Source organism: Alistipes sp. ZOR0009 (assembly GCF_000798815.1).
Lineage (GTDB): Bacteria > Bacteroidota > Bacteroidia > Bacteroidales > ZOR0009 > Acetobacteroides.
Genome location: NZ_JTLD01000035.1, coordinates 1 through 22,898 on the forward strand (window position 1 = coordinate 1; position 22,898 = coordinate 22,898).

The 22,898-nt window shown below is 46.4% G+C and carries 19 protein-coding genes; 12 read left to right on the top strand and 7 right to left on the bottom strand.

Features of this window, described 5'->3' with window-relative positions; genetic code table 11:
* The 3 genes from L990_RS20220 to L990_RS11220 all read left to right on the top strand — a co-directional run.
* A partial coding sequence (locus tag L990_RS20220) for a hypothetical protein (RefSeq protein WP_047449082.1) occupies positions 1–275 on the top strand: 275 nt, incomplete at its 5' end.
* A 264-nt stretch (positions 276–539) separates the two neighbouring features.
* The gene (locus L990_RS11215) at positions 540–1,148 is read left to right on the top strand and encodes an energy transducer TonB (RefSeq protein WP_047449085.1); all 609 of its coding nucleotides are present in this window, start codon (positions 540–542) and stop codon (positions 1,146–1,148) included.
* A gap of 98 nt (positions 1,149–1,246) precedes the next feature.
* Positions 1,247–2,887 carry an NAD+ synthase gene (locus L990_RS11220; protein ID WP_047449088.1) on the top strand — a complete coding sequence of 547 codons (1,641 nt, stop codon included), beginning with the start codon at positions 1,247–1,249 and terminating at the stop codon, positions 2,885–2,887.
* A 71-nt stretch (positions 2,888–2,958) separates the two neighbouring features.
* Here the strand turns inward: L990_RS11220 and L990_RS11225 are convergent, their stop codons facing one another.
* Complete coding sequence (locus tag L990_RS11225) at positions 2,959–3,636, bottom strand: porin family protein (protein ID WP_047449091.1); 678 nt, start codon at positions 3,634–3,636, stop codon at positions 2,959–2,961.
* 197 nt (positions 3,637–3,833) lie between these two features.
* Here L990_RS11225 and L990_RS11230 point away from each other — a divergent pair, with 197 nt between their 5' ends.
* Together L990_RS11230 and L990_RS11235 are read left to right on the top strand one after the other, a co-directional pair.
* On the top strand, positions 3,834–4,853 hold the full coding sequence (locus L990_RS11230) for a hypothetical protein (protein WP_047449093.1): 1,020 nt from the start codon (positions 3,834–3,836) through the stop codon (positions 4,851–4,853).
* Between the two features lie 59 nt (positions 4,854–4,912).
* Positions 4,913–6,580 (top strand): formate--tetrahydrofolate ligase, encoded by a 1,668-nt coding sequence (locus L990_RS11235; protein ID WP_047449096.1) that lies wholly within the window; start codon positions 4,913–4,915, stop codon positions 6,578–6,580.
* 60 nt (positions 6,581–6,640) lie between these two features.
* Here the strand turns inward: L990_RS11235 and L990_RS11240 are convergent, their stop codons facing one another.
* A complete protein-coding gene (locus L990_RS11240; RefSeq protein WP_047449099.1) occupies positions 6,641–8,167 on the bottom strand; it encodes an AbgT family transporter in 1,527 nt (508 codons plus the stop codon).
* A 389-nt stretch (positions 8,168–8,556) separates the two neighbouring features.
* On the opposite strand from L990_RS11240, the gene L990_RS11245 reads away from it, so the two are divergent.
* The gene (locus L990_RS11245; RefSeq protein ID WP_081981688.1) at positions 8,557–9,672 is read left to right on the top strand and encodes a PLP-dependent cysteine synthase family protein; all 1,116 of its coding nucleotides are present in this window, start codon (positions 8,557–8,559) and stop codon (positions 9,670–9,672) included.
* A 216-nt stretch (positions 9,673–9,888) separates the two neighbouring features.
* Positions 9,889–11,181: a serine dehydratase subunit alpha family protein gene (locus L990_RS11250; protein WP_047449102.1), complete on the top strand. Its 1,293-nt coding sequence runs from the start codon at positions 9,889–9,891 to the stop codon at positions 11,179–11,181.
* Positions 11,182–11,253: 72 nt separating this feature from the next.
* On the opposite strand, the gene L990_RS11255 is transcribed toward L990_RS11250, so the two are convergent.
* The gene (locus L990_RS11255; protein ID WP_047449105.1) at positions 11,254–12,006 is read right to left on the bottom strand and encodes a hypothetical protein; all 753 of its coding nucleotides are present in this window, start codon (positions 12,004–12,006) and stop codon (positions 11,254–11,256) included.
* A gap of 177 nt (positions 12,007–12,183) precedes the next feature.
* On the opposite strand from L990_RS11255, the gene L990_RS11260 reads away from it, so the two are divergent.
* Together L990_RS11260 and L990_RS11265 are read left to right on the top strand one after the other, a co-directional pair.
* Positions 12,184–13,218 carry an AAA family ATPase gene (locus L990_RS11260; RefSeq protein ID WP_047449107.1) on the top strand — a complete coding sequence of 345 codons (1,035 nt, stop codon included), beginning with the start codon at positions 12,184–12,186 and terminating at the stop codon, positions 13,216–13,218.
* A gap of 8 nt (positions 13,219–13,226) precedes the next feature.
* Positions 13,227–13,856, top strand: coding sequence for a DUF3226 domain-containing protein (locus tag L990_RS11265; RefSeq protein WP_047449110.1), 630 nt, complete (start codon positions 13,227–13,229; stop codon positions 13,854–13,856).
* 349 nt (positions 13,857–14,205) lie between these two features.
* Here the strand turns inward: L990_RS11265 and ahcY are convergent, their stop codons facing one another.
* The 4 genes from ahcY to L990_RS11285 form a co-directional block, all read right to left on the bottom strand.
* On the bottom strand, positions 14,206–15,627 hold the full coding sequence (gene ahcY / locus L990_RS11270) for an adenosylhomocysteinase (RefSeq protein ID WP_047449112.1): 1,422 nt from the start codon (positions 15,625–15,627) through the stop codon (positions 14,206–14,208).
* A gap of 91 nt (positions 15,628–15,718) precedes the next feature.
* On the bottom strand, positions 15,719–16,036 hold the full coding sequence (trxA, locus tag L990_RS11275) for a thioredoxin (RefSeq protein ID WP_047449115.1): 318 nt from the start codon (positions 16,034–16,036) through the stop codon (positions 15,719–15,721).
* A 104-nt stretch (positions 16,037–16,140) separates the two neighbouring features.
* A complete protein-coding gene (gene dnaE, locus L990_RS11280) occupies positions 16,141–19,632 on the bottom strand; it encodes a DNA polymerase III subunit alpha (protein ID WP_047449118.1) in 3,492 nt (1,163 codons plus the stop codon).
* Positions 19,633–19,863: 231 nt separating this feature from the next.
* Positions 19,864–20,769, bottom strand: a complete 906-nt coding sequence (locus L990_RS11285) for an ROK family protein (protein ID WP_047449122.1) — start codon at positions 20,767–20,769, stop codon at positions 19,864–19,866.
* A gap of 309 nt (positions 20,770–21,078) precedes the next feature.
* Between L990_RS11285 and L990_RS11290 the strand changes: the two genes are divergently transcribed.
* From L990_RS11290 to L990_RS11300, 3 genes are read left to right on the top strand one after another with little or no spacing between them, the layout of a single operon-like run.
* Entirely contained in the window at positions 21,079–21,609 is a 531-nt protein-coding gene (locus L990_RS11290; protein ID WP_047449124.1) for a 30S ribosomal protein S16, read from the top strand.
* Positions 21,518–22,150, top strand: coding sequence for a ribosome maturation factor RimM (rimM, locus tag L990_RS11295; RefSeq protein WP_156121514.1), 633 nt, complete (start codon positions 21,518–21,520; stop codon positions 22,148–22,150). The genes L990_RS11290 and rimM overlap by 92 nt, the downstream gene beginning before the upstream one ends.
* Before the next feature lie 51 nt (positions 22,151–22,201).
* Complete coding sequence (locus L990_RS11300) at positions 22,202–22,894, top strand: head GIN domain-containing protein (protein ID WP_047449130.1); 693 nt, start codon at positions 22,202–22,204, stop codon at positions 22,892–22,894.
* Positions 22,895–22,898 lie beyond the last annotated feature (4 nt).

Sequence of the window (22,898 nt, forward strand, 5' to 3'; positions counted from 1 at the left end):
ACGGCGAAGCAAAGATCTCTCAAGTTGGCTTTGGCAACTCGGTAGCTTACTACGGCAAGGGTATCTGCAAGAACTGCCCAACCGAACCAGCCACCTTCAAGGGCGACGACCTATACGTATCGCAAGTTGGCGTAGGCAACAAGCTTAGCCTAAAGAGCGAAACCTTCGGCAGCGACGTAACGGTAGTTCAAATGGGTTACCAAAACTATGGCACCATCATTCAAACCAGCGCCGGACATCATAACAACGGCTGCGGAAATTGCGGTGGCCACTAAGAAATACAACGGCTAATACTACATCCCCTTAATAGGACTAATCATTGTCTTATTTTCAAACTGAGCCCTGAATGTAGCGACTACATTCAGGGTTTAGGTGTTTGTATGGGGGTACACAAAGATATACGTGCTATTATGTGGCATGCCGTTTCTGCCTGTAGGGCTGCGCTGGATGAGAAAGGCTACGGGCTTGCTGATATTCTTAAAAAGAGTATTTTAGCTTGCCGAATGATAACGCTATTTTGAAGTATAATACATATAAATATGAGATTGATTTTCCTGTTAGGCGCCTTTCTAGTGCTATCCTCTTTTACCGATGTGGAGGTGAAAACAAAGAAAAAACAGCTACAGTTTGGATTTGAAGAGGTTTACTGTGTTCTGAAATCAGATAAGGCGGTTAAGCATGGCGAATATTTGTTTAGAAATATGAATTGGGTATTTCAAAAGGGGACATATGTAAAAGGGGTAAAGGCTGGAATTTGGAGCTACTACATTGGCGACAAGCTTGAATTTAGCTACGATTTTGACTCGAAAAAGGTTGTTTCTGATACGCTTGGTAAAAGTCGGCTGGCTTTGTTTTCGGAAGGGATGGTTTATCTTGAGTTGCTGAAGGCCTCTAATCTGTCATATCCTGAGAAGTCGATGGAGAATGGTATTTCAGGAACTGTGGTTGTTGCAATCGTTGTGAGTAAAGAGGGAGTTCCTGTCGATTTTAAGATTGAGGCAAGCAGCGGAGTTTTGGAGTTGAATAAGGAATCGTTGAGAGTCGCTCAAATTATAGCGCGACAACATCCTTGGATTCCGGGGATAAATGAGCAGGGTGAGCCCGTGGAATCCGTCGTGTTTTGTCCTTTCAATTTTAGAGCCATGTAATGAGTCTTTCTTGCATTAGATAAAATCTTCGTTGGGTTTCGAAAGCCAACCCAAAAGGTGTAATTTAGCGGCGTATTACCATCAAAAACGTACGTACAATGAAGATAGCATTAGCGCAGCTCAACTATCATGTCAACAACTTCGACGCTAACGTCGCCAAAATAAAGCAGGGTATCGATAGGGCTAAGGCCCAGGGAGCCGACTTGGTGGTTTTTTCCGAGCTGGCCGTGTGCGGCTATCCGCCCCACGATTTGCTCGAGCGTCGCGAGTTTGTGGAGCGCTGCGAGCAGGCTATTGCCGATATCGCCGGGCACACCCATGGGGTGGCTGCCATTGTGGGCGCTCCGAGCGTAAACCCGTCGGAGCGGGGCAAAATGCTCTTCAACAGCGCCTACTTTTTGGCCGATGGGCAGGTGCGCCACATCACCAACAAAACGCTGCTGCCCACCTACGACGTGTTCGACGAGTACCGCTACTTTGAGCCAAACCGCGAGTTTACCACCATAGAGTATAAGGGCAAGCGCCTAGCCATTACCGTTTGCGAGGATTTGTGGGACGATCAGCCAATCGCTAACCGCTTTGGGAAAAATCGCCTCTACCGTACCTCGCCCATGGAGATGCTGGCTGCCCAAAATCCCGATCTGGTTATCAACATTGCCGCATCGCCCTTTTCGCACGATAAGGTGCAGGAGCGGCTATCTGTCTTTTTGGGCAACGTGCGCCGCTTTGGGCTGCCTGTTGTTTACGTCAACCAGGTGGGTGCCAACACCGACCTCATCTTCGATGGCTCGTCGATGGTACTCTCGTCGGAGGGCGAGGTTTGCCTGCAGCTGAAGTCGTTTGAGGAGGACTTTAGCGTGGTGGACGTGGAGGCGCTACAGCCTGCTATTGTGGACGAGCGCACGTCTATTGCCCGCATCCACGATGCGCTGGTGCTGGGTATCCGCGACTACTTTGGCAAGATGGGCTTCCGAAGCGCCGTGCTGGGGCTTTCGGGAGGGATCGACTCGGCGGTGGTTTCGGCCTTAGCCGTAGAGGCGCTTGGTGCCGAAAACGTTCGGGTGGTGATGATGCCCTCGCGCTACTCTACCGACCACTCGGTGAGCGACGCTGTGGTGCAGGCTCAAACCATGAACATTAAGTACGATATCGTGGCGATAGAGGAGGGGTATAAGGCCTTTGAAAAGATGCTCGATCCTATTTTTGGCAACCTGCCGTTTAACGTGGCCGAGGAGAATATTCAGGCGCGTATCCGCGGAATTATCGTTATGGGGATATCCAACAAATTTGGGAATCTGGTGCTAAATACCACCAACAAGAGCGAGGCTGCCGTGGGCTACGGCACGCTATACGGCGATATGAACGGCTCGATGTCGATACTTGGCGACGTGTATAAAACGCAGGTTTACGAGTTGGCAAGGTACATCAACCGTAACGGCGAGATTATTCCGGAGAACGTGCTGGTAAAGGCGCCTTCGGCCGAGCTTCGTCCCGACCAAAAGGACACCGACTCGCTACCCGACTATCCAATCCTCGACGACATCCTTTTCCGCTACATTGAAAGGCAGGAGGACGAGGAGGCTATTGTGGCCGCTGGCTTCGATCGCGAGGTGGTGCGTAAGGTTATTCGCCTGGTGAATATGAACGAGTACAAGCGCTTTCAGTTTGCACCCGTGCTGCGGGTATCGTCTAAAGCTTTTGGTTTTGGGCGTAAGATGCCGCTGGTGTTTAGATTCTAAAAATGATACCTGTAAATAAAAAAAATCCCCAACCGTTTAGGTTGGGGATTTTGCTTTGTATAAGGTTTTCTCTAAAACATCACGCCTAGCTTAAGCGATAGGTTGTTGAGGTTAACGTGGACATTTTCGTCGTCCATGGTGTTGGTAATTCCGTTGTTGTAGGTGATCCCAAGCAGAAGCGATACGCTGTTGCCTAGCGAGTATTCGGTACCCACTCCCAGCTGGTAGCCTAAGTTGGCCCACTCTGTTTGGTTCTTTAGCACCTCGCCATCCATCGAGTTGATTCCGCTGCTATTCTTACCGTCGTTGGTAAAGCCTTTGGTGCGCATGCGAAGGGAGGTCTTGAAGCCCAGTATGGCGTAGAACGAGTTGTAGCCAATGGGGTTTGTCTTTAGTTTGATCCCTGTTGGAATCGAAATATACTGCGTGCGATATTTTACGCTACCGTTGGGTTTTACCGCAAAGTTGGGCGTATCCTTAGAGTGAATGGTTGTGCCGTTCTGATATTTTAGGTAGCCCCCGGTGGTCTCGATGAATACTCCCGTGTAAAAGGCGTACTGTTTTGCAAAGTATCTATCCACATTTAACCCAAACGAAACGCCTCCAATTGATCCATCGCCTTTGATTGCCTTACGGTCGGTGCCAAACCACGAGATTTGAGGCTCTAGCGAAACCCCAAGCTTGATTTGGGCTACAGACGGTAGTGCGGTGATGATTGCTAATGTAAAAATGAGCGCAAATTTCTTCATCCTAAGCCTTTTTAAAGTATAATTCTACTACAGTTAACTGTACAAACGGCTACAAAAGTATAGAAAGAAACGGGTTGCGCTGCTTCTCCCCGCGTAAAGTTGTACGAAAAAGGCAAGAAAAGGTCTATAAACGCTATTTAGTGTGAAAGAGTTTTTCGCTAAGCGATGTAATTATACATTTGTAAAAAAAATCTTAGATGAAGAAGCTTTTTATCCTTTCCATTTTAGCTTCACTATTTGCTGTTGGATGTAGTAGTAAGAGCGGTGCGCCAAAGGCACCCGACGTAAAGGCTGCCGATGCTGTAGCTGTTAAGATTATCCGATTAGACAGGGATTTAGCAAAGTCGAATGTAAACAACCTAACAGCCGTAGGCCCGATGATAAGGGCCAAGTATGGCGAGTTTGGCGAGCTTTACTGCGAAGGAATTTTGGGCATTGGACGTACTACTAGTCCCGATTTTCAAAAGGGGCTGTACGCTTTCTTAACCTATCCGGTAGTTCAGGAGGGTTTTAGCGCATCGAACAGGGTGTTTACGCCTGAGGTTATTTCGAAGGTAGAGGAAGAGCTCTCTTCCGCATTTACCTTATATAAGGGGACTTTCCCTGACAGGCAAATTCCTAAAGTTTACAGCTACGTGGCTGGCTTTAACCAGTCGATGATGCTTGCCGATGGCGCCTTGGGGATAGGTCTGGATAAATATCTGGGAGCCGATTACAAAAACTATCCAAGCATGGGCTTTCCTCGCTACATCATGCGAAAGATGACCGTAGAGCATCTACCCGTTGATGCCATGTATGCTTGGGCTTCGGGCGAGTTCCCCATACGGAGCGCCAGCGAGCCGCTGCTTTCGCACATGGTGTACCAAGGTAAGCTGATGTACTTAGTTAGCCAAATGATGCCAAACGTAACCGATACCCTGCTTTTTGGCTTTACCAAGAAGCAGATGAAGTGGGTTAAGAATAACGAGAAGATGATGTGGGAGGTGCTGATTGGGCAGAAGTTGCTGTTTAATACGGAGCAGATGGTTGCCACCAAAATGGTGGGAGAGGCTCCTTTTACAACTATTTACTCTCCCGATTCGCCTGGGAAGGCTGCCGTTTGGCAAGGTTTTAGGATTGTATCGAGCTACATGAAGAATACTGGCTCGACCTTGGATCAGCTGATGAAGGAGGACGATTTTCAAAGAATATTGGACTTAGCAAAATATAAGCCGTAAGAAGCGACGTTTTGTCAATACAGGTGTTTGACCAGTAGAATAACTTAATCGACAGATTTATGACTGATATTGAAATTGCCCAAGCGGCAAAGTTGGAGCCGGTGGTAGACATTGCGGCGAAGCTAAACATCTCAGCCGACGAGTTGGAACTGTATGGAAAGTACAAGGCAAAGCTTCCTTTAAGTTTAATAGACGAGGATAAGGTAAAAAAGTCGAAGCTAATTCTGGTTTCAGCAATATCTCCAACCCCTGCAGGCGAAGGAAAGACAACAACCTCTATTGGCTTAACGATGGCGCTTAACCGAATTGGAAAGCGGACAACCGTGGTTCTTAGGGAGCCTTCGCTCGGTCCTGTTTTTGGAATTAAGGGAGGCGCTACAGGCGGGGGATATGCTCAGGTTATCCCGATGGAGGATATTAACCTTCATTTTACGGGCGATTTTTCTGCTATAGAAAAGGCGCATAACCTGCTAGCTGCGCTCATCGATAATAATCTGCAAAGCAAAAAGCATAACCTAAATATTGATCCCCGAACGGTAACCTGGAAGCGGGTGATGGACATGAACGACCGTGCGCTGCGCAACGTGGTGCTAGGTTTGGGTGGAACTACAGGAGGTGTACCTCGTGAGTCTGGCTTTGATATTACTGCCGCTTCGGAGGTTATGGCCATTCTTTGTCTTTCGAAGGATATTGAAGATCTGAAGGAGAAGCTAGGAAACATTTTTGTAGGGTTCACCTTTGATAAAAAGCCTATATACGCTCGCGACCTAAAGGCACAAGGGGCAATGGCGGCATTGCTAAAGGATGCCATTAAGCCTAACTTGGTGCAAACGCTAGAGGGTAATCCTGCCATTATACACGGAGGTCCGTTTGCTAATATCGCACAAGGAACCAATACGGTAGTTGCCACCAAAATGGGGATGTCGCTATCGGACTATGTGGTAACCGAAGCTGGTTTTGGATTTGACCTTGGCGGCGAAAAGTTTCTAGATATTAAGTGCCAGTATGCAGGCTTGAAGCCTGCAGCAGTGGTTTTGGTTGCCACAACCCGTGCGCTGAAGTATCACGGAGGTGTGCCCGTTAAGGAGGTAAATAATCCTAATATTGGTGCGCTAAAAAAAGGTCTTGAAAATCTCGAAAAGCATATAGAGAACGCAAAGCTCTTTAATTTAACCCCAATTGTTGCTATCAACAAGTTTACGCATGATACGCCCGAAGATATGGAGGCAATTATCGAAATGTGTAAGCGCCACGATGTGATGGCCTACGAGGCAAATGTGTGGGCCGAGGGCGGAAATGGCGCCATTGAGTTGGCTAAGGCTGTTGCCGAAGTTGCCGATAGCAATACGAAGGAGTTTCGCCCTTTGTACGATTGGAATACGCCCGTTGAGCATAAAATATCCATTATTGCAGGTAAAATATACGGTGCCGATGGCGTAGACTACCAGCCAAAAGCGAAAACCGCCTTAAAAAGGATAGACGCTTTAGGGCTTGGTAATTTGCCAATCTGTATGGCAAAGACTCAGAAGTCGCTATCCGACGATCCCAACCTATTGGGAAGACCTGAGGATTTTATTGTCACCGTAAGGGATATTGAAATAGCGGCTGGAGCAGGGTTTATCATCCCAATCACAGGAGAGATGATGCGAATGCCTGGTTTGCCAGAGGAACCTTCTGCAAATAATATCGATATTGATGCTGAAGGGAATATTTCGGGATTGTTCTAGAAAGAAGATATTGTTAGATGGGAAAGGGTGTCGGAAGACACCCTTTTTATTTTACATCCTTTACTTAAGGTAGATTGGACCGTCTAGCCCTAGTGGGAAGCCAGTCAAATACCAGATACTTATTATGATTGTCCAGGCAATAAAGAAAATGAAGGTAAAAGGAAGCATCATGGATATGATTGTTCCAATGCCGTACTTTTCGTCATACTTTTGAGCAAATGTAACAATTAGCGCAAAGTAGCTCATCATAGGAGTTATAACGTTGGTTACGGAATCTCCTACACGGAATGCCGCTTGAGCTACTCCAGGGTGGTAGTCTAAAAGCATAAACATGGGAACAAATACAGGTGCCATGATTGCCCATTTAGCCGATGCGCTTCCCATGAAAAGGTTGATGAATGCAGAAAGGAGGGCAAATCCAATTAGTAAAGGAATGCCGGTAAGCCCAACAGACTTAAGCCAAGCCGCTCCGTTGATTGCTACCACAATTCCGAGGTTGCTCTCCTTGAACATGTACACAAATTGCGCAGCAAAGAATACAAGCACAATATAGCCGCCCATTCCCTTCATGGCGCTGGTCATGTGCTTCACCACATCCTTGTCGTTGCGAATGGTTTTGGTTATTATTCCGTATACCAATCCTGGTACAAAGAAAATTAGGAAAATGGCTACAACGATTCCTTTGAAGAATGGAGAGTGAAGGATGCCTCCTGTTTCAGGATCGCGGAGAAGACCATTTTCGGGAATGATAGACCAAGCTAGCAATCCAATAACGGCAAGGGCTCCGATTCCAGCCATCCGGAGTCCTTTTCTTTCCGTTTTAGAAAGTTCTTCAATGGCTAAAGGGCTAAGTTCTCCCGTATACTTTCCTAAGCGAGGCTCAACAATCTTTTCGGTAATCCAAGTTCCTACAATAACAACCATAAAGGCCGAAACTACCATGAAAAAGTAGTTTACCATAGGGTTTACTTGCATGCTTGGGTCGATAATGTGTGCCGCAGATGTTGATAGTCCTGCAAGGATGGGGTCAACCGATCCGATGAGGAAGTTGGACCCGAAACCTGCGCTAACCCCGCAGAATGCTGCTGCAAAACCAGCCATTGGGTGGCGTCCTAGGGCATGAAAGATCATGGCTCCAAGAGGGATGAGAATTACATATCCAGCTTCGGAGGCGAGGTGGGAGAAAATTCCAGCAATGATAATAGCTGCCGTGATCATGCTACGAGGGGCTCCTAGCACTAGCTGGCGAACTAGTACGGTGAAGAGTCCAGAACCTTCTGCAACTCCAATTCCAACCATTACGACGAGGACAAGCCCAAGAGGAGGAAAATCGACAAAATTTTTCTCAACATTTGTCCACATCCAACGGATACCATCAGCGGTGAGCAGGTTGTTGACGGTGACGGATTCTCCTGTGATCGGGTGGGTTGCTGAAAGTCCCAGAGTGGAGGCAAGAGCCGAAAGAATGACGACCAGAACAGCCATAAGGGCAAAAAGGGTCGCAGGGTGAGGTAGCTTGTTGCCAACTACCTCAACACCATCAAGAAATCGGTCGAAAAACGATCTTTTCTTAGTGGTCGTGTTCATGTTATGTAGGTATTAAATTAGTAGCAGTAGAACGTTGTACGTCTACCTCTGATTTGGTTTGATTGGAGGCAAAGAAAAGAAAACGGCTTATACTTTTGGGGAAGATTGGTTGCCTGTATTGAAATGTTGGTTAAGGCACAAAAGCTTCTATTCTACAATAGGTCTGAACAAGTTAACCGTTTTATATTGGTTTGTAGAGTCATGCCAGAAGGAGGTGTGATCTTTTTTTGAAAGTTGGGGTTTCTTCGAATAGCAACTAACCGATAGTTGCTGATAGCTGCTTGTCCCTGACCGCATTTAATATCAATTTTAAATTTTAAGATAAATTGTACGGCTGGGCTTTGTTGTTGGACGAAATATGTAAATTGTTGGCGAATAACTACGAACCTATGAACGAATCTAACTTAAACAGGCGTATTGCAGGGTTGTCGAGTATGATTGGCAAGACACCACTTTTGGCCATTGATTACAAGTATAAAGGTGCCGTTCGCACCATTTACGCAAAAGCCGAGTATCTTAACTTCACTGGGAGTATTAAGGATCGGATGGCCTTCTATATCTTAAAGAAAGCTTACGAGCAGGGGCGCTTAAAGCCTGGCGACCATATAGTGGAGGCTACAAGCGGAAATACAGGAATTGCCTTTTCGGGAATTGGTCGTGCAATGGGGCATCCTGTTACCATCTTTATGCCAAACTGGATGAGCGCCGAGCGTATAAACCTCATTAAAAGTTTTGGAGCACAAATTCGCCTAGTAAGCAAGGAGGAGGGCGGTTTTTTAGGAAGTATTGCTATGTCGGAAAAAATGGCCGCAGACCAGCCTTGCGTATTCCTTCCCTGTCAGTTTGCTAATACCGACAACTGTGAGGCGCATTACCAGACAACTGCACCCGAAATATGGGCGCAGCTGGCTAGCGTAGGGCTCAAGCCAGAGGCTTTCGTTGCAGGAGTAGGAACGGGCGGTACGGTAATGGGGATTGGGCGTTTTATGAAGGAGCAGGATCCTCGTATTAGGGTGCATCCGCTCGAGCCCTCTAATTCGCCAACAATGTCTACAGGCCATAAAATAGGAAAGCACAGAATTCAGGGAATTTCGGATGAGTTTATTCCTGAAATTGTAAAGTTGGATAGGCTCGATAAAATAGTTGCGGTTGACGATGGCGACTCTATTATCATGGCTCAAAATTTGGCTACAAGCTTAGGCCTTGGCGTTGGCATCTCTTCTGGGGCTAACTTTCTGGGGGCTGTTCAACTCCAAAACGAGCTAGGGGACAATGCCGTTGTGGTTACCGTTTTTGCCGACGATAGCAAGAAGTATCTAAGCACCGACTATACGAAAGAGGAACCTGTGCTAGCGGGTTTCATCTCTCCCGACATAGAGCTGCTGGGCTTTAGATCCATAAAGCGATCTTGTAAGATATGCTGCAATCCGGAGGAGTGCATAGAGTGCTACCCAGAGTATGCCAAAACGTGCATAAAGGCAAAAGACTACATGTCTAACAGATAGAAGAAGGGGATGTCTACGGATATTCCCTTTTTATTTAAAGGGCGAATTGGTAAGGTTGTATCGAGATTTAGGCTCCTGACGTGTTGTTGTGTCCTGTTTTGGGGTACTGTTAGAGATTGGATCGTTTTTGCTTAAAAATATGAGGCTAACTTCTGTTGATAACTTTCAATCTGTTATATTTGGGCGCATTTAAAACTATCTATTCGAAATAATTTTATGGAACAAACCTTAAAAGAGCATTTGATTAAGCTGTTGAAGACAGAGGTGGTGCCAGCACTAGGTTGTACAGAGCCTATTGCGGTGGCGTTAGCTGTAGCCAAAGCTCGAGAGGTATTAGGATCTTTACCTACTTCAATCACCGTTTATGTTAGCCCTAATATTCTAAAAAATGGAATGGGGGTAGGTGTCCCAGGTACAGGAATGGTGGGGCTTCATATCGCTGCTGCGTTGGGTGTTTTTTATGGAGATACCAGCAACATGTTGCAGCTGTTGAATGGGGTTACGCCTGATGCTGTTCATCTAGCAAAGCAGTTTGTGGAGGAAAAGAAGGTTACCATTGCCGTGAAAAATGACATTGACAAGCTCTACGTAGAGGCTATATGTCGCAATGATACTGATTCCGCTTCTGTATTTATTAAAGGTGCTCACAGCAATATTGTGCTGGTAGAGCGCAATGGTGCCGTGGTGAATGGCTCTGCCGAAGCATTAAAACCAACATCGATTAATTCCAATGCGTTATCACCTTGTCCTAAGGTTCTCTTTTCTGATATTTACGAGTTTGCGACTACCGCCTCGATCGATGAGATTGAGTTTATTTTAGAGGGTGGAGTTATGAACAAGCGTATCTCTGACGAAGGGCTACGTGGAGACTATGGGCTTAAGGTAGGCAAGTGTATTATTGGCAAGATTGATAAAAATATTTTAAAGGACGATTTGCTAACTTACGCTATGGCGGTTACTTCTGCAGCGTCGGATGCCCGTATGGCGGGTAACGAACTTCCTGCAATGAGCAACTCAGGCAGCGGAAATCAGGGTATAACCGTTATGCTCCCCGTTGTGGCTGTTGCTGAAAAACTTAAGTCGAGCACTGACGAACTTGCACGTGCGCTGGTAATTAGCAACCTGCTATCCATCTACATCAAGTCGAAGATGGGAAGATTATCAGCCCTCTGTGGGGTGGCTGTTGCCGCTACTGCCTCCTCGTGCGGAATAGTGTTCCTTCTTGGAGGTACCTTCGAGCAGATGACCTACGCTATCAGGAATATGGTTGGCAACCTAACCGGCATGATTTGTGATGGCGCAAAGGTGGGCTGTTCGTTAAAGGTTTCGTCGGGTGTTTCGGCTAGCGTAAATGCTGCGCTGCTGGCAATCGACAATATCTGCATTCAGGAGACAGACGGTATTGTTACCGACGATGTAGAGAGTTCTATCGAAAATTTGGCCAAGTTGGGATCGGAAGGAATGATGGAAACCGATAAGATGATTCTAGACCTGATGCTTAAAAAATAGTACCGCTATAAAAGCAAGCCCCCGAGAATAAGATCTCGGGGGCTTTTATTTTAAAGGAGCTTGGAGCGGAAGTTATGCTCCATATTTTATTAGGTCTACTAGCAGCTTGGGGCGGTTTAAATCGCCCGCTTGGCAGTAGTAGTACTCGTTATCTAACTTTTTGATTCCATTAACTATCGATCCTTCGGCAAGCACCTGCTTGGTTTCGTCTAGATATCTAACCTCATCTTTGGAAAGATAGCCGGTTACCTCAAACTGGAAGTAGGGTGCAAACACGATCTCTTTGAGCCTCTCTTTATTTATCTCCTGATCTTTGGTGAGCTTAAAGTTCTCGAAAAGATGGATCACCCCTGGCTTTATGCGTGTCAGCACGAAGTAGTCGTACTGTATGCGGTGCCTACGCCCCTTCCCGTAGCTTGCATCTGCCTTCCACATTTTGGTGTCTAGCAGCAATAGATTGGAGTAGTAAGGGATGGCCTTTACCAGAATCCGCTTGCCGTTGACAAGCAGATCGAAGTTTTCGTACTTATCAGGTGCCCAGCTGCGCGCTTTGGGGTAGCGTACAGACAGGTTATTGACGGAGAAGTACCTTTTGAGTCCAATCTCACACAGTTTCCCTCTAAATGCCTTTGCAAATTCGGCCACATTTTCTTTGCGCTTCGAACCCCAAAATATCGACATCAGATTACGCTTCTTTCCTACCGTCTTTTCGTAGGCAAACTCAAATGCCTCCTCTAGCGCGCTAGTCAGAATAAAATCACTCTTAAAAACCTTGCCTTTGGTTGTTAAGTAGGTGCTCCCGCTAGTTTCCATCAGATTATTCATAGCAGATAATTTTGGTGTTGCCTTAAATGTACTCAAAAGCCTTCATTTTATAGTACTTTCGGCCACTTTTTTGCATCTTTTTTATAGTTTTTTTTACGTTTTATGGCCAGCGACAAATAAGGCGAACATCGGCCCCAACAATTGGCTATATTTGTTTCAATCCAAAATTCTGTTGACATGATTTCATCGTTGTTGGTAAAGAATTACCGCTGCTTACAATACCTGAAGGTGGATCGGTTCTCGCAGGTAAACCTCATTACGGGCGAAAACAATACCGGGAAGTCGACCTTGCTAGAGGCAATTACGCTTTACGCCTCGCAGGGCGATGTGGAGTGGATTTTTAAGCTGCTTGCAGAACGGGGCGAGTACTACAAAACCGAAGCGGGGGCTGATTTTACGGCGCTCAACCTCAAATCGCTGGCCTCCATGTTCTATAACCGAAAGGTTTTGGTAAATAATGGGAATGGGGCCATCACCATCACCGCATCAGAAGATGGGCGTGACACTGTTGATACTCTGCACCTGAAAATAGTGGAGATGGGCGAGCAAAACACAGTGGGACTCGAGATTGAGAATTGCATGCAGAAGCTCATTATGCCGCTTTTTATCGACCATCCCTCTCGCTTTTACAGCCATATAAAGCCCGCCATGCCTTACCGTCTGGTGCGCACCAATAGCTTCTTCAAATCAAGCGAGCAGCTTTGGGATAGCATTATTCTTACCGAAAAGGAGGATTTAACGGTGGAGGCGCTGCAAATTGTCGATCCGAACATCGAGCGATTGGCGTTTATTGAAATTGACGCATCGGGCTTTCGGAAGCCGGTGGTTCGGGTTCGTGGGCGCGAGGGCATCATTCCCCTATCAGGGATGGGTGATGGCATCAACCGTGTTCTTTCGATCGTTTTGGCCCTGGTAAACTGCTCCAATGGGGTGTTGCTTATCGACGAGTTCGAGAATGGGCTGCACCATTCCGTGCAGCATAAACTTTGGGAGGTGATCTTCAAGATGGCCACTAAGCTAAACATACAGGTGTTTGCCACTACGCATAGCAACGACTGTATCATCACCTTCGAGGAACTGCTTAACGACGACGTGCACATCAACGACGGAAAACTGGTGCGGCTCGACAACCGAGATGGGCGAATTATACAGGTGGAGTTTGATCCCGAGGAAATGAAGATTGCCACTGAACAGCGCATTAATTTACGATAGGAGAAGGCATGATGGATGTAAAAGGGAAGATATCGCAGAAGTTGCTGGTTGAGGGTAGCGATGATTTGCACGTGGTGCTGGCCCTGTGTCACAAGCATGGCGTACCGTTATCCTTCGAGGTGGTGGATAACCGCGGGGTAACCAACCTGCTTAAAAGCCTTAACGTGTGGCTAAAAACCTCGTCGTTGCAGACCTTGGGGATGATACTCGATGCCGACGAGCTGCTGAGCCGCCGTTGGAATGAGGTGCGCGAGCGGCTAGCCCGTGTGGGCTACGAAGTGCCAGAACACCCGCAGCGAGGCGGAGTGATTATTAGACAGGAGGGGCTGCCTACTGTTGGCGTATGGCTAATGCCCGACAATACCTCGTCGGGGATGCTTGAAGATTTTTTGAAGTATCTTATTCCAAAAGGCGATCTGCTGCTGCCCGAGGCCGAGAGCACTCTTAGCCGGTTGGAACTAGAGCAGATTAATGGCTACAAGCCGGTGCATCGAGCCAAATCGCTGCTACACACTTGGCTCGCGTGGCAGGATAGCCCTGGAATGCCCATTGGTATCGCCATAACCCATAGCTATCTCGATACTAATGCTAGACTTGGACGTGAGTTTGTAGAGTGGCTCCGAGAGTTGTTTGTGTAGCTTTTTGATCGGAATCGTTAATGGGTGGTTCCTTCTTTTTCTGGTGGTTGCATTCTGTGCAGCCTTTTTTGTAAGGAGTGTTTTTTGTTATCACAATGTTAAGGCGATCTTCCTGGGGCAGGTTGCGTTTGGTAGCGCACAACAACGAGATATAACTGGATAGGTGGTTTGGGATATAACCGAATTGTTCATTCAGTTTGCACATGTTGTTTGTAGAAACGTCGAAGAGCAGCTGTAGTGTGAGGGGCGGTGGGGCTTTTTTGCGTGGAGGAAATTGTTGGGCTCTAATAGAAAATAGACGCGGCAACCTAGGCTGCCGCGTCTGTATGGCGTGTGGGCTAACCTATGGCTAGTATCTGTAGTGCTCGGGTTTGTAGGGGCCTTCGGGCTGTACGCCAATGTAGGCTGCCTGCTCGGGGCTTAGGGTGGTTAGTTTTACACCTAGCTGCTCGAGGTGAAGGCGGGCTACCTCCTCGTCGAGGTGTTTAGGAAGGCGGTATACGTCTACCTTAAGGTCTTTTTCCCAAAGTTCTATTTGGGCAAGCGTTTGGTTGGTAAACGAGTTACTCATGACAAATGATGGGTGGCCTGTTGCACAGCCGAGGTTAACCAATCGCCCTTCTGCGAGTAGGAAGATGGCGTGGCCGTCGGGGTACACGTATTTATCAACCTGGGGCTTGATGTTTACTTTCTGAATGCCAGTCCAAGTGTTTAGGCGGTCTACTTGGATTTCGTTGTCGAAGTGGCCAATGTTGCACACAATGGTTTGATCCTTCATACCAGCCATATGCTCCGCGGTGATGATGTCGCGGTTGCCGGTGGTGGTAACGTAGATGTTTCCTTCGTTTAGGGTAACCTCCACGGTTTTTACCTCGAAACCTTCCATGGCGGCCTGTAGGGCGCAGATGGGGTCTATCTCGGTGACGATAACGCGAGCTCCGTAGGCACGCATCGAGCGGGCGCAACCTTTGCCTACATCGCCATATCCGCAGACTACTACCACCTTACCAGCAATCATTACGTCTGTAGCGCGTTTGATGCCGTCGGCTAGTGATTCGCGGCAGCCGTAGAGGTTGTCAAATTTACTTTTCGTAACCGAGTCGTTTACGTTGATGGCGGGGATTAGCAGCTCGCCCTTTTCCATCATTTGGTAAAGGCGGTGTACACCAGTGGTTGTCTCCTCCGAAACACCCTTCCATTCGGCTACGGTGCGGTGCCACTTGCCATGGTCGTCGTTAAGAATTTGCCTTAGGGCGTCTAGTATTACGCTCTCCTCGTGGCTACTGGGGGTGTAGTCTAGTATTTTGGCGTTATCTTCGGCCGCATATCCTTTATGGATAAGCAAGGTCGCATCTCCTCCATCATCGACAATTAAGTTTGGTCCTTTGCCTTCGGGGAACGATAGCGCTTGAGCGGTGCACCACCAGTACTCTTCAAGACTCTCTCCCTTCCATGCGTATACAGGAACGCCAGCGGCGGCAATGGCGGCGGCGGCGTGATCTTGAGTGGAGAAGATGTTGCAGCTGCACCAGCGTACGTCGGCACCTAGATCAACCAGTGTTTCGATGAGCACGGCGGTTTGGATGGTCATGTGCAACGAGCCCATAACGCGGGCCCCCTTAAGGGGCTGCTTGCCCTCATATTTTTTGCGGATAGCCATTAGTCCTGGCATCTCCTTTTCGGCAATTTCTATCTCTTTGCGCCCCCAATCGGCCAAGGTGATGTCGGCCACTTTGTAGGGGAGCTGTTCGTCGATCGTATATGAAAACATCGTCAGTAAATTTTGCGCCTAATTTAGCGATTTATAATGAAAAGAGGGGAAGCATCTGCCTCCCCTCTCGTATCTTTTATGCTGTTAATGCCTATAGCAAAGCATTCAACTTTTCTACCAACTTGGCTTTAGGTACAGCGCCAACCTGCTTATCCTTAATCTCGCCATTTACGATGTAAAGAATGGTTGGGATGTTGCGAATACCAAACTTGCTAGAGATGCTAGGGTTTTCGTCAACGTTAACCTTGCCGATAATGGCTTTTCCTTCGTACTCGGTATGCATCTCCTCAATAAGAGGTGTAAGCATGCGGCATGGTCCACACCATTCTGCCCAAAAGTCCAATACTACAGGCTTGTCTGCCTTGCTTACTAGTTCGTCGAAGTTGGCTTCGTTAATTTCTAGTGCCATATTATTTGTTTTAAAAGATTGTCGCTTTACAAAACTACAAAAAAGGCTGTTTTTTATATCAACCTGCAAGCATTAAAAAAAGCTTGCTGTACGAATTATTCCCGTTAGTCAATCAGTCTAAAGTTGATGTTGTTATGCTGAAGGTAGCTGATAAATTCGTTATTTAGTCCTACCCGGTAGGTTCGCGAGTGCATCTCTACCGATATTTTATCTGCGGGATCGACTATTTTCACCTTTAGGGCAACGTTCCCTTTACTTGTTTCGGCATAGTTTTTAATCTCGGTCGCGATCTCCTCAGTGATGCTGAAGATGGGCAAGGTGATCTGAATTCCCTTCACCATTTCGTCGCGCACGTTGTGCAGCTGCCGAAGTATGCGGAGTTTTGTTTCGAACTCGCCTGGCCTAAATGGGTGAGGGCCTACGGTGCCGCGTATCAGCAGTGAGTAGCCTTCGTAGAAGAAGGTTCGGAACTGCTCGTAGTCGCGTCCAAAAAGGGTGAATGTGTAGCTTTCGGTGTAATCTTCTACCGTAATCATCCCGTAAGGCTTGCCGGTTTTTGTCATCAGATTTTTGGCAGTAGTTACCATTCCTGCTACCGAAAACTCTTTCCCGTTGATGGCCGCAAGGTCTTGGAAGTCGGCTAGGGTGCTATTGGTAAAGTTATCGATCTCTATTTTGTAATCGTCTAGCGGGTGCGAGGAAAGGTAGATGCCCACCACTTCGCGCTCCTTGTTGAGCCTCTCGAGGTTGCTCCATTCGCGAGAGGGGGCTGGTTCGGGACGTTGTATGATTTCTGCCGAGGCCATAGCGCCAAATAGGCTGTTCATGGCGCTATTTTTCTCGCTTTGTAGGCGGTTTCCGTAGCGTATTAGGTTTTCGACAAAGGTTACGTCCTTGGCGTCGGTGGCAAAGTACGACGAACGGGGAAGGTCGCTGAGACTATCTAATCCTCCAGCCAGAACTAGAGTTTCTAGGTTTTTGCGGTTCATCGCGCTAAGGTTTACGCGCTCTACCAGGTCGTAAATATCCTTGTATGGTCCATTCTTTCGTCTTTCCTCTATGATGGCGTTTACAGCTCCTTCTCCAAGACCCTTTACGGCGCCTAGTCCAAAGCGTACTTGTCCCTTTTTATTTACGGCAAACTTGTAGTTACTTTCGTTCACATCTGGACCAAGTACGTCAATTCCCATGCGGCGGCATTCGTCCATAAAGGTGGTAATTTTCTTTATGTCCGACAGGTTACGGCTGAGCACAGCAGCCATAAACTCTGAGGGATAATGCGCCTTGAGGTAGGCAGTTTGGTACGAAACGTAGGCGTAGCAGGTGGAGTGCGACTTGTTAAAGGCGTACTGCGCAAAAGCTTCCCAGTCGCTCCAAACTTTCTCCAAAATTTTGGCGTCATGGCCGCGCTCGGTTGCCCCTTTGATGAAGTCGGCTTTTAGCTTGTCCATAACGTCCTTCATTTTTTTCCCCATTGCCTTACGCAGCGTATCGGCCTGACCTTTGGTAAAACCAGCCAAACTCTGCGAGAGCAACATCACCTGCTCTTGGTACACTGTGATACCGTAGGTGTCCTTCAGGTACTCCTCCATCTCGGCAATATCGTACTCAATCTTCTTACGGCCGTGTTTACGGTCGATAAAATCGGGTATGTACTCCAAAGGTCCTGGACGGTAGAGAGCGTTCATCGCAATCAAGTCCTCAAAGCGGTTGGGTTTAAGGGCACGGAGGTACTTTTTCATACCGGGCGACTCGAATTGGAATAGCGCGGTAGTGTCGCCTCGAGCGTAGAGCTCGTAAGTTTCTACGTCGTCTAGTGGAATTTTTTCGATATCTAGCACAACACCCTTACTTCCTTCAATGTACTCTAGGGCATCCTTAATGATGGAGAGCGTTTTGAGTCCAAGGAAGTCCATTTTTAGTAGGCCGACATCTTCTACGTGCTTCCCGTCGTACTGGGTAACCAAAAGGCTGGCATCCTTGTGGGTACTTACCGGAATGTAATTCTCCAAGTCGTCGCGGGCAATGATAATACCGCAGGCGTGGATACCAGTTTGGCGAACAGAACCTTCGAGCGTTTCGGCAAATCCAAGGGTTTTGGCGACTAACTCATTGGGAGATGTGCGCTCTTGGTTGAGCTCTGGAACCTCTGCAAAAGCTTTTGCAAGAGTTGTTCCAGGTTTTTCGGGTACTAGCTTTGCGAGCCTGTCGGCTTCAGGAAGGGGGAGTTTCTGTACACGTGCTACGTCCTTGATGGCCATTTTAGCAGCCATTGTTCCAAAAGTTATGATGTGCGCTACGCGTTTATCTCCATATTTCTTAACAACCCATTTTAGCACCTCTTCCCGGCCGTCTTCATCGAAGTCTATATCAATATCGGGCATTGAGATACGGTCTGGGTTAAGAAAACGCTCAAACAGTAGGTCGTATTTAACGGGGTCGATGTTGGTAATCTTTAAAGCGTAGGCTACAGCCGATCCTGCAGCCGAACCACGACCTGGCCCTACCGAAACCCCCATTTCTCGAGCTGCACGGATAAAGTCCCATACAATGAGGAAGTAGGAGGGGAATCCCATCTTCTCCATGGTGTCAAGTTCAAAGTCGACACGCTCCTTTATTTCTCCTGTAAAATTTTCGCCCCAACGCTCTAGCGATCCTTGGTAGGTTACATGTCGGAGGTACTTCATTTCGTCGTCAAATCCTTCAGGAAGAGGGAAAACGGGCATGAATGGCTTTTGATTTAGCTCGTATGCCTCTATCTTATTTGCAATTTCTTGCGTCGTTTCAATTGCTTCGGGATAATTCTTAAAGAGGGTAGACATCTCTTCGGGCGACTTTAGATACTCTTGCTTGGTGTAGCGCATTCGAGTTGGGTCATCAATGTCCTTACCCGTATTCAGGCATATCAGCAGGTCGTGCGCATCGGCATCCTTTGCGTTTATAAAATGGACGTCGTTGGAGGCGATATACTTGATGCCTGTTTCTTTTGATATTTTTACGATATCCTCGTTTACTCTCTTCTGGTTCTCAAATACCTCTTTATCTAGTCGAGGATCACCTGCTTGATGCAGCTGAAGCTCCATGTAGTAATCCTCCCCGAAAATATTTTTGAACCAGTTGGCTACCTTAAGGCCTGCTTCGTATCCCTCGTTCATTAAGGCTTGAGGAAGTTCTCCCCCTAAGCAGGCTGAGCAGGCAATAACGCCTTCATTATATTTTTCAAGCAGCTCTTTGTCTATACGAGGCTTGTAGTAAAATCCTTCGGTCCATGAGTAGGATACTATCTTCATCAGGTTTTGATATCCCTTGTAGTTTTTGGCTAAAAGGATGAGGTGGTCTCCGCTTCGGTCGTCTTTGTCACTTTTATCGAATCGGCTATTCTTAGCTACGTAGGCCTCAACGCCAAGTATTGGTTTTACACCAAGCTCTTTTGCTTTTTTGTGGAAAAGTTTCACGCCAAACATGTTCCCATGGTCAGTAATGGCAATGGAATTCATTCCTTTTTTTGCGGCCGTTTTAAGAAGCCCTGCAATGCTAGAGGCTCCATCAAGAATGGAGTACTGGGTGTGTACGTGTAGATGCGTAAATTCTGCCATTGTCTTGCGCCTGATTATTTGGTGGAGGTTAGAACAACCTTCTGGCAATAAAGTTAACCATTAAATTTTTGTTTGCCGCTCAACTTTTTTTGCCGTAGGTGTTGTCTTTGCTGTCTCCTTTTTATTGGATTGATAGCCAATGTGTCCACACGTGTAAATGAATGTTGATGTACGTAAAAAAGTAAAAAGGCGCTAGTTGTAGCGCCTTAGTATGTAGAAGAAATGGTCGTTCTATATCGAGTTGAGAACGAGCTTTGCGGCACCAAGAATTGCTGCTTGGTCGAATAGCTCTGCGGTCGCCACTTTAACGTTAAGCCCTCTGCTGGCTAACACGTCGTGCACCTTACCGATGAAAAGGTGGCTCGATTTGGCAATACTTCCTCCAATAACCAGGGTGGTTGCTTCGAACTCTTTGATAGAGGGGGATAGAATGTTGGCAAGCGTGTTCGCAAATTCTTCAAAAATCTGCTGGGAGGCTTGGCTGGTAGCGTGGATTTTAGCTACGTCATATACTCCTTCTACGGTTTCGCCAGTTAGTTCTGCGTATCTTTTAATGAACCATCTGGTTGAAACGAAATCTTCGGCAATAGTTCCATTGTAGGGGTAATCCCAAAGTTCTCCACCATTTGGCACACCAGAACCTTCAGTAACGTGCTTTCCATCCTTCATGTAAACGGCTCCAAAGCCAGTTCCAAGCGTTATCCCAATCATTCGATTAGACCCTTTGCCTGCGCCAGCCCAGTTTTCTCCCATGCCAAAGCAAGCTGCGTCGTTTGCAAAAAAGATACGGTTGGCAGGAATCCCTGTTCTTTCGGAGATGGCAGACCTAATATCTAGCTGATAGAGTGCTGCGAACTTATCGTTTTCGCCAGTGTACAGGGCTATGCCGTTGGCATAGTCGAAAGGACCAGGAATTGCAAGGCCAATTCCCTCCACATTCTCGGATCCAACGTTAGAGGCTGCGTCGTTAATTGCTTTAGCCCATGCATCCAAGACCTCCTTTGCGTCTTCTGCCTTAGAGTTTACTTTCTCTTCGGTGTAGGTTCCCTCTTCAATCGTTGCTGTCTCGATTTTTATTGCTGCACAAGTGATGTGTGAGCCTCCTATGTCGGCTCCAAGTATGTAACTCTTATTCATTACGTTGATTTTGACTGTTCAAAAATATCAAAAAAAGCAGCAAACGAGTGCGCTAGCACTAGTAATTGCTTGTTTTTAATGTAAATGTATGGGGCGTTTAGTGTTTTTTAAGAAGTAAAGGTTCGCGATTTGTGTCTTGATTTTGTGTGTAACGTATTTGTTATCAGGTTTTAGTGTCTTTTTGTACTGGTTGGGTGCTTATTGCGCGATGTGCATGAAAACAACCTGCTGATAACCGTATTATTAGATAAATATCCTATCTTTGCACCGAAAATAACGTAGGTTGTTTAACTTTTAAATTTTTAGAAAATGCCTGTAAAAATTCGTTTGGCACGTCATGGTAAGAAAGATTATGCTTTCTATCACATTGTCGTTGCAGATAGCAGGGCGCCACGTGATGGTAGATTTATCGAAAGGGTTGGTTCTTACAATCCTAACACTAATCCTGCTACTATCGAGCTAAAGTTTGAAAAAGCTCTTAGCTGGTTACAAAAAGGCGCCCAACCTACTGACACTGTAAGGTCAATTCTTTCAAAGAACGGCGTACTTCTTAAGAAGCACCTTTTAGAAGGTGTTAAGAAGGGTGCTTTCTCTGCTGAGGTTGCTGAAGAAAAGTTCAACGCATGGGTATCTGAAAAGGGTAACAAGGATGCTGCTGAACTAAACAAGCTAACTCAGTCTAAGAACGAAGCAAAGCGCGCTCGTCTTGCTGAAGAAGCAAAGCAAAAAGAAGCAAAAGCTGCTAAAATTGCAGAAAAACTTGCTGCTGCTAACGCTGCTGCTGCTGAGGCAGAAGCTCCAGAAGCAACAGAAGAAGCTGCTGAATCAACTGAAGCTTAATCTTAAGGCTATGCTTTCAGGAAAGATTAGTGTTGCCGAAGTTGTTAAGACCTTTGGTGTAAACGGAGAATTAGTTTTAAAGCTCTATAGCAGCTTTCCTGAAGAAATTGACTTGGAGGAACCGGTATTCATCGATATGGATGGAATACCAGTTCCTTTCTTTTTTAAATCTTTTCGATTTAACGGGAAGAGCAAGGCGATTGTCGTTTTCGACGATTTTGAAACAGAAACTCTTGCTGAAGAGTTGTTGGGGAAGGCGGTATTTTATAATGAAGAAGATTTGGATTCAGAAGAAGCAGAACCATCTCCTGCTGATTTTATTGGATTTAAAGTTCTTACTCATGCCGAACCTCCACTGATGCTTGGTACCATTGAGGATTATTACGACAGCCCCAATAATCCATTATTCCAGGTTCTTACTGCCGATGATAAGGAGATTCTTCTTCCTGTGAATGAAGAGTTCATTGTCGCAATAGACGATGAGGGAGAGGCAATCTTTGTGGATCTTCCCGAAGGATTTCTTGATGTTTTTGATCTTTAGGCTGTAACTTTTTATCTTTAGATATCGTCTTACTCCAAAAACGATATCGTCATGAGAAAATTATTTTTATCCCTACTTTTTCTGTCTTCTATTTCTATTGCTGCATTAGCCCAAAAAGGGAGAGTGTATGTGGCTGCCGATTTTACTGGAATATCCTACTCTTTGCCTGTAAACTTGCAGGTTGTAATAGGAGATAAGTATGAAATTAAGGCTGTTGGTTCTGTGGAAGATATAGACTTGATTGTTGTAGAAAAAAGTGGGAATTCGCTGATTTTAAAATCCAAATCTGGGCGTCATCGATTTGATTCTGATACTAAAATTTATGTTTCACTACCGAAACTTTCTATGATTTCATCTGCTGGTTCTGGTCGAATTAATGTGAATGATGTTGTAAAAGGCGAGTCTTTGGAGGTTAGCCTTGCAGGCTCTGGCGAGATTCAACTTCAAGCCGTTGATCTTGGTGAAATATCGGTTTCTGTGGCTGGTTCGGGAAATGTAAAGGTTGAGGAGCATTCTAAAGTAAACTTTGGTGTCTATAAAATTGCAGGATCAGGGAATATTTCTTTTTCGGCTTTGCAGGCTAAAAATGTTGACGTAAACATAGCAGGATCGGGTAATGTCAATGCTTATGCTAGTGAAAAACTAACGGTTAAAATAGTAGGCTCAGGGAATGTTACCTGTACGGGAAGTCCTAAAAGTGTTGACAAGGTGAAGTTTGGATCTGGAAGCGTGAATATACGATAATCTA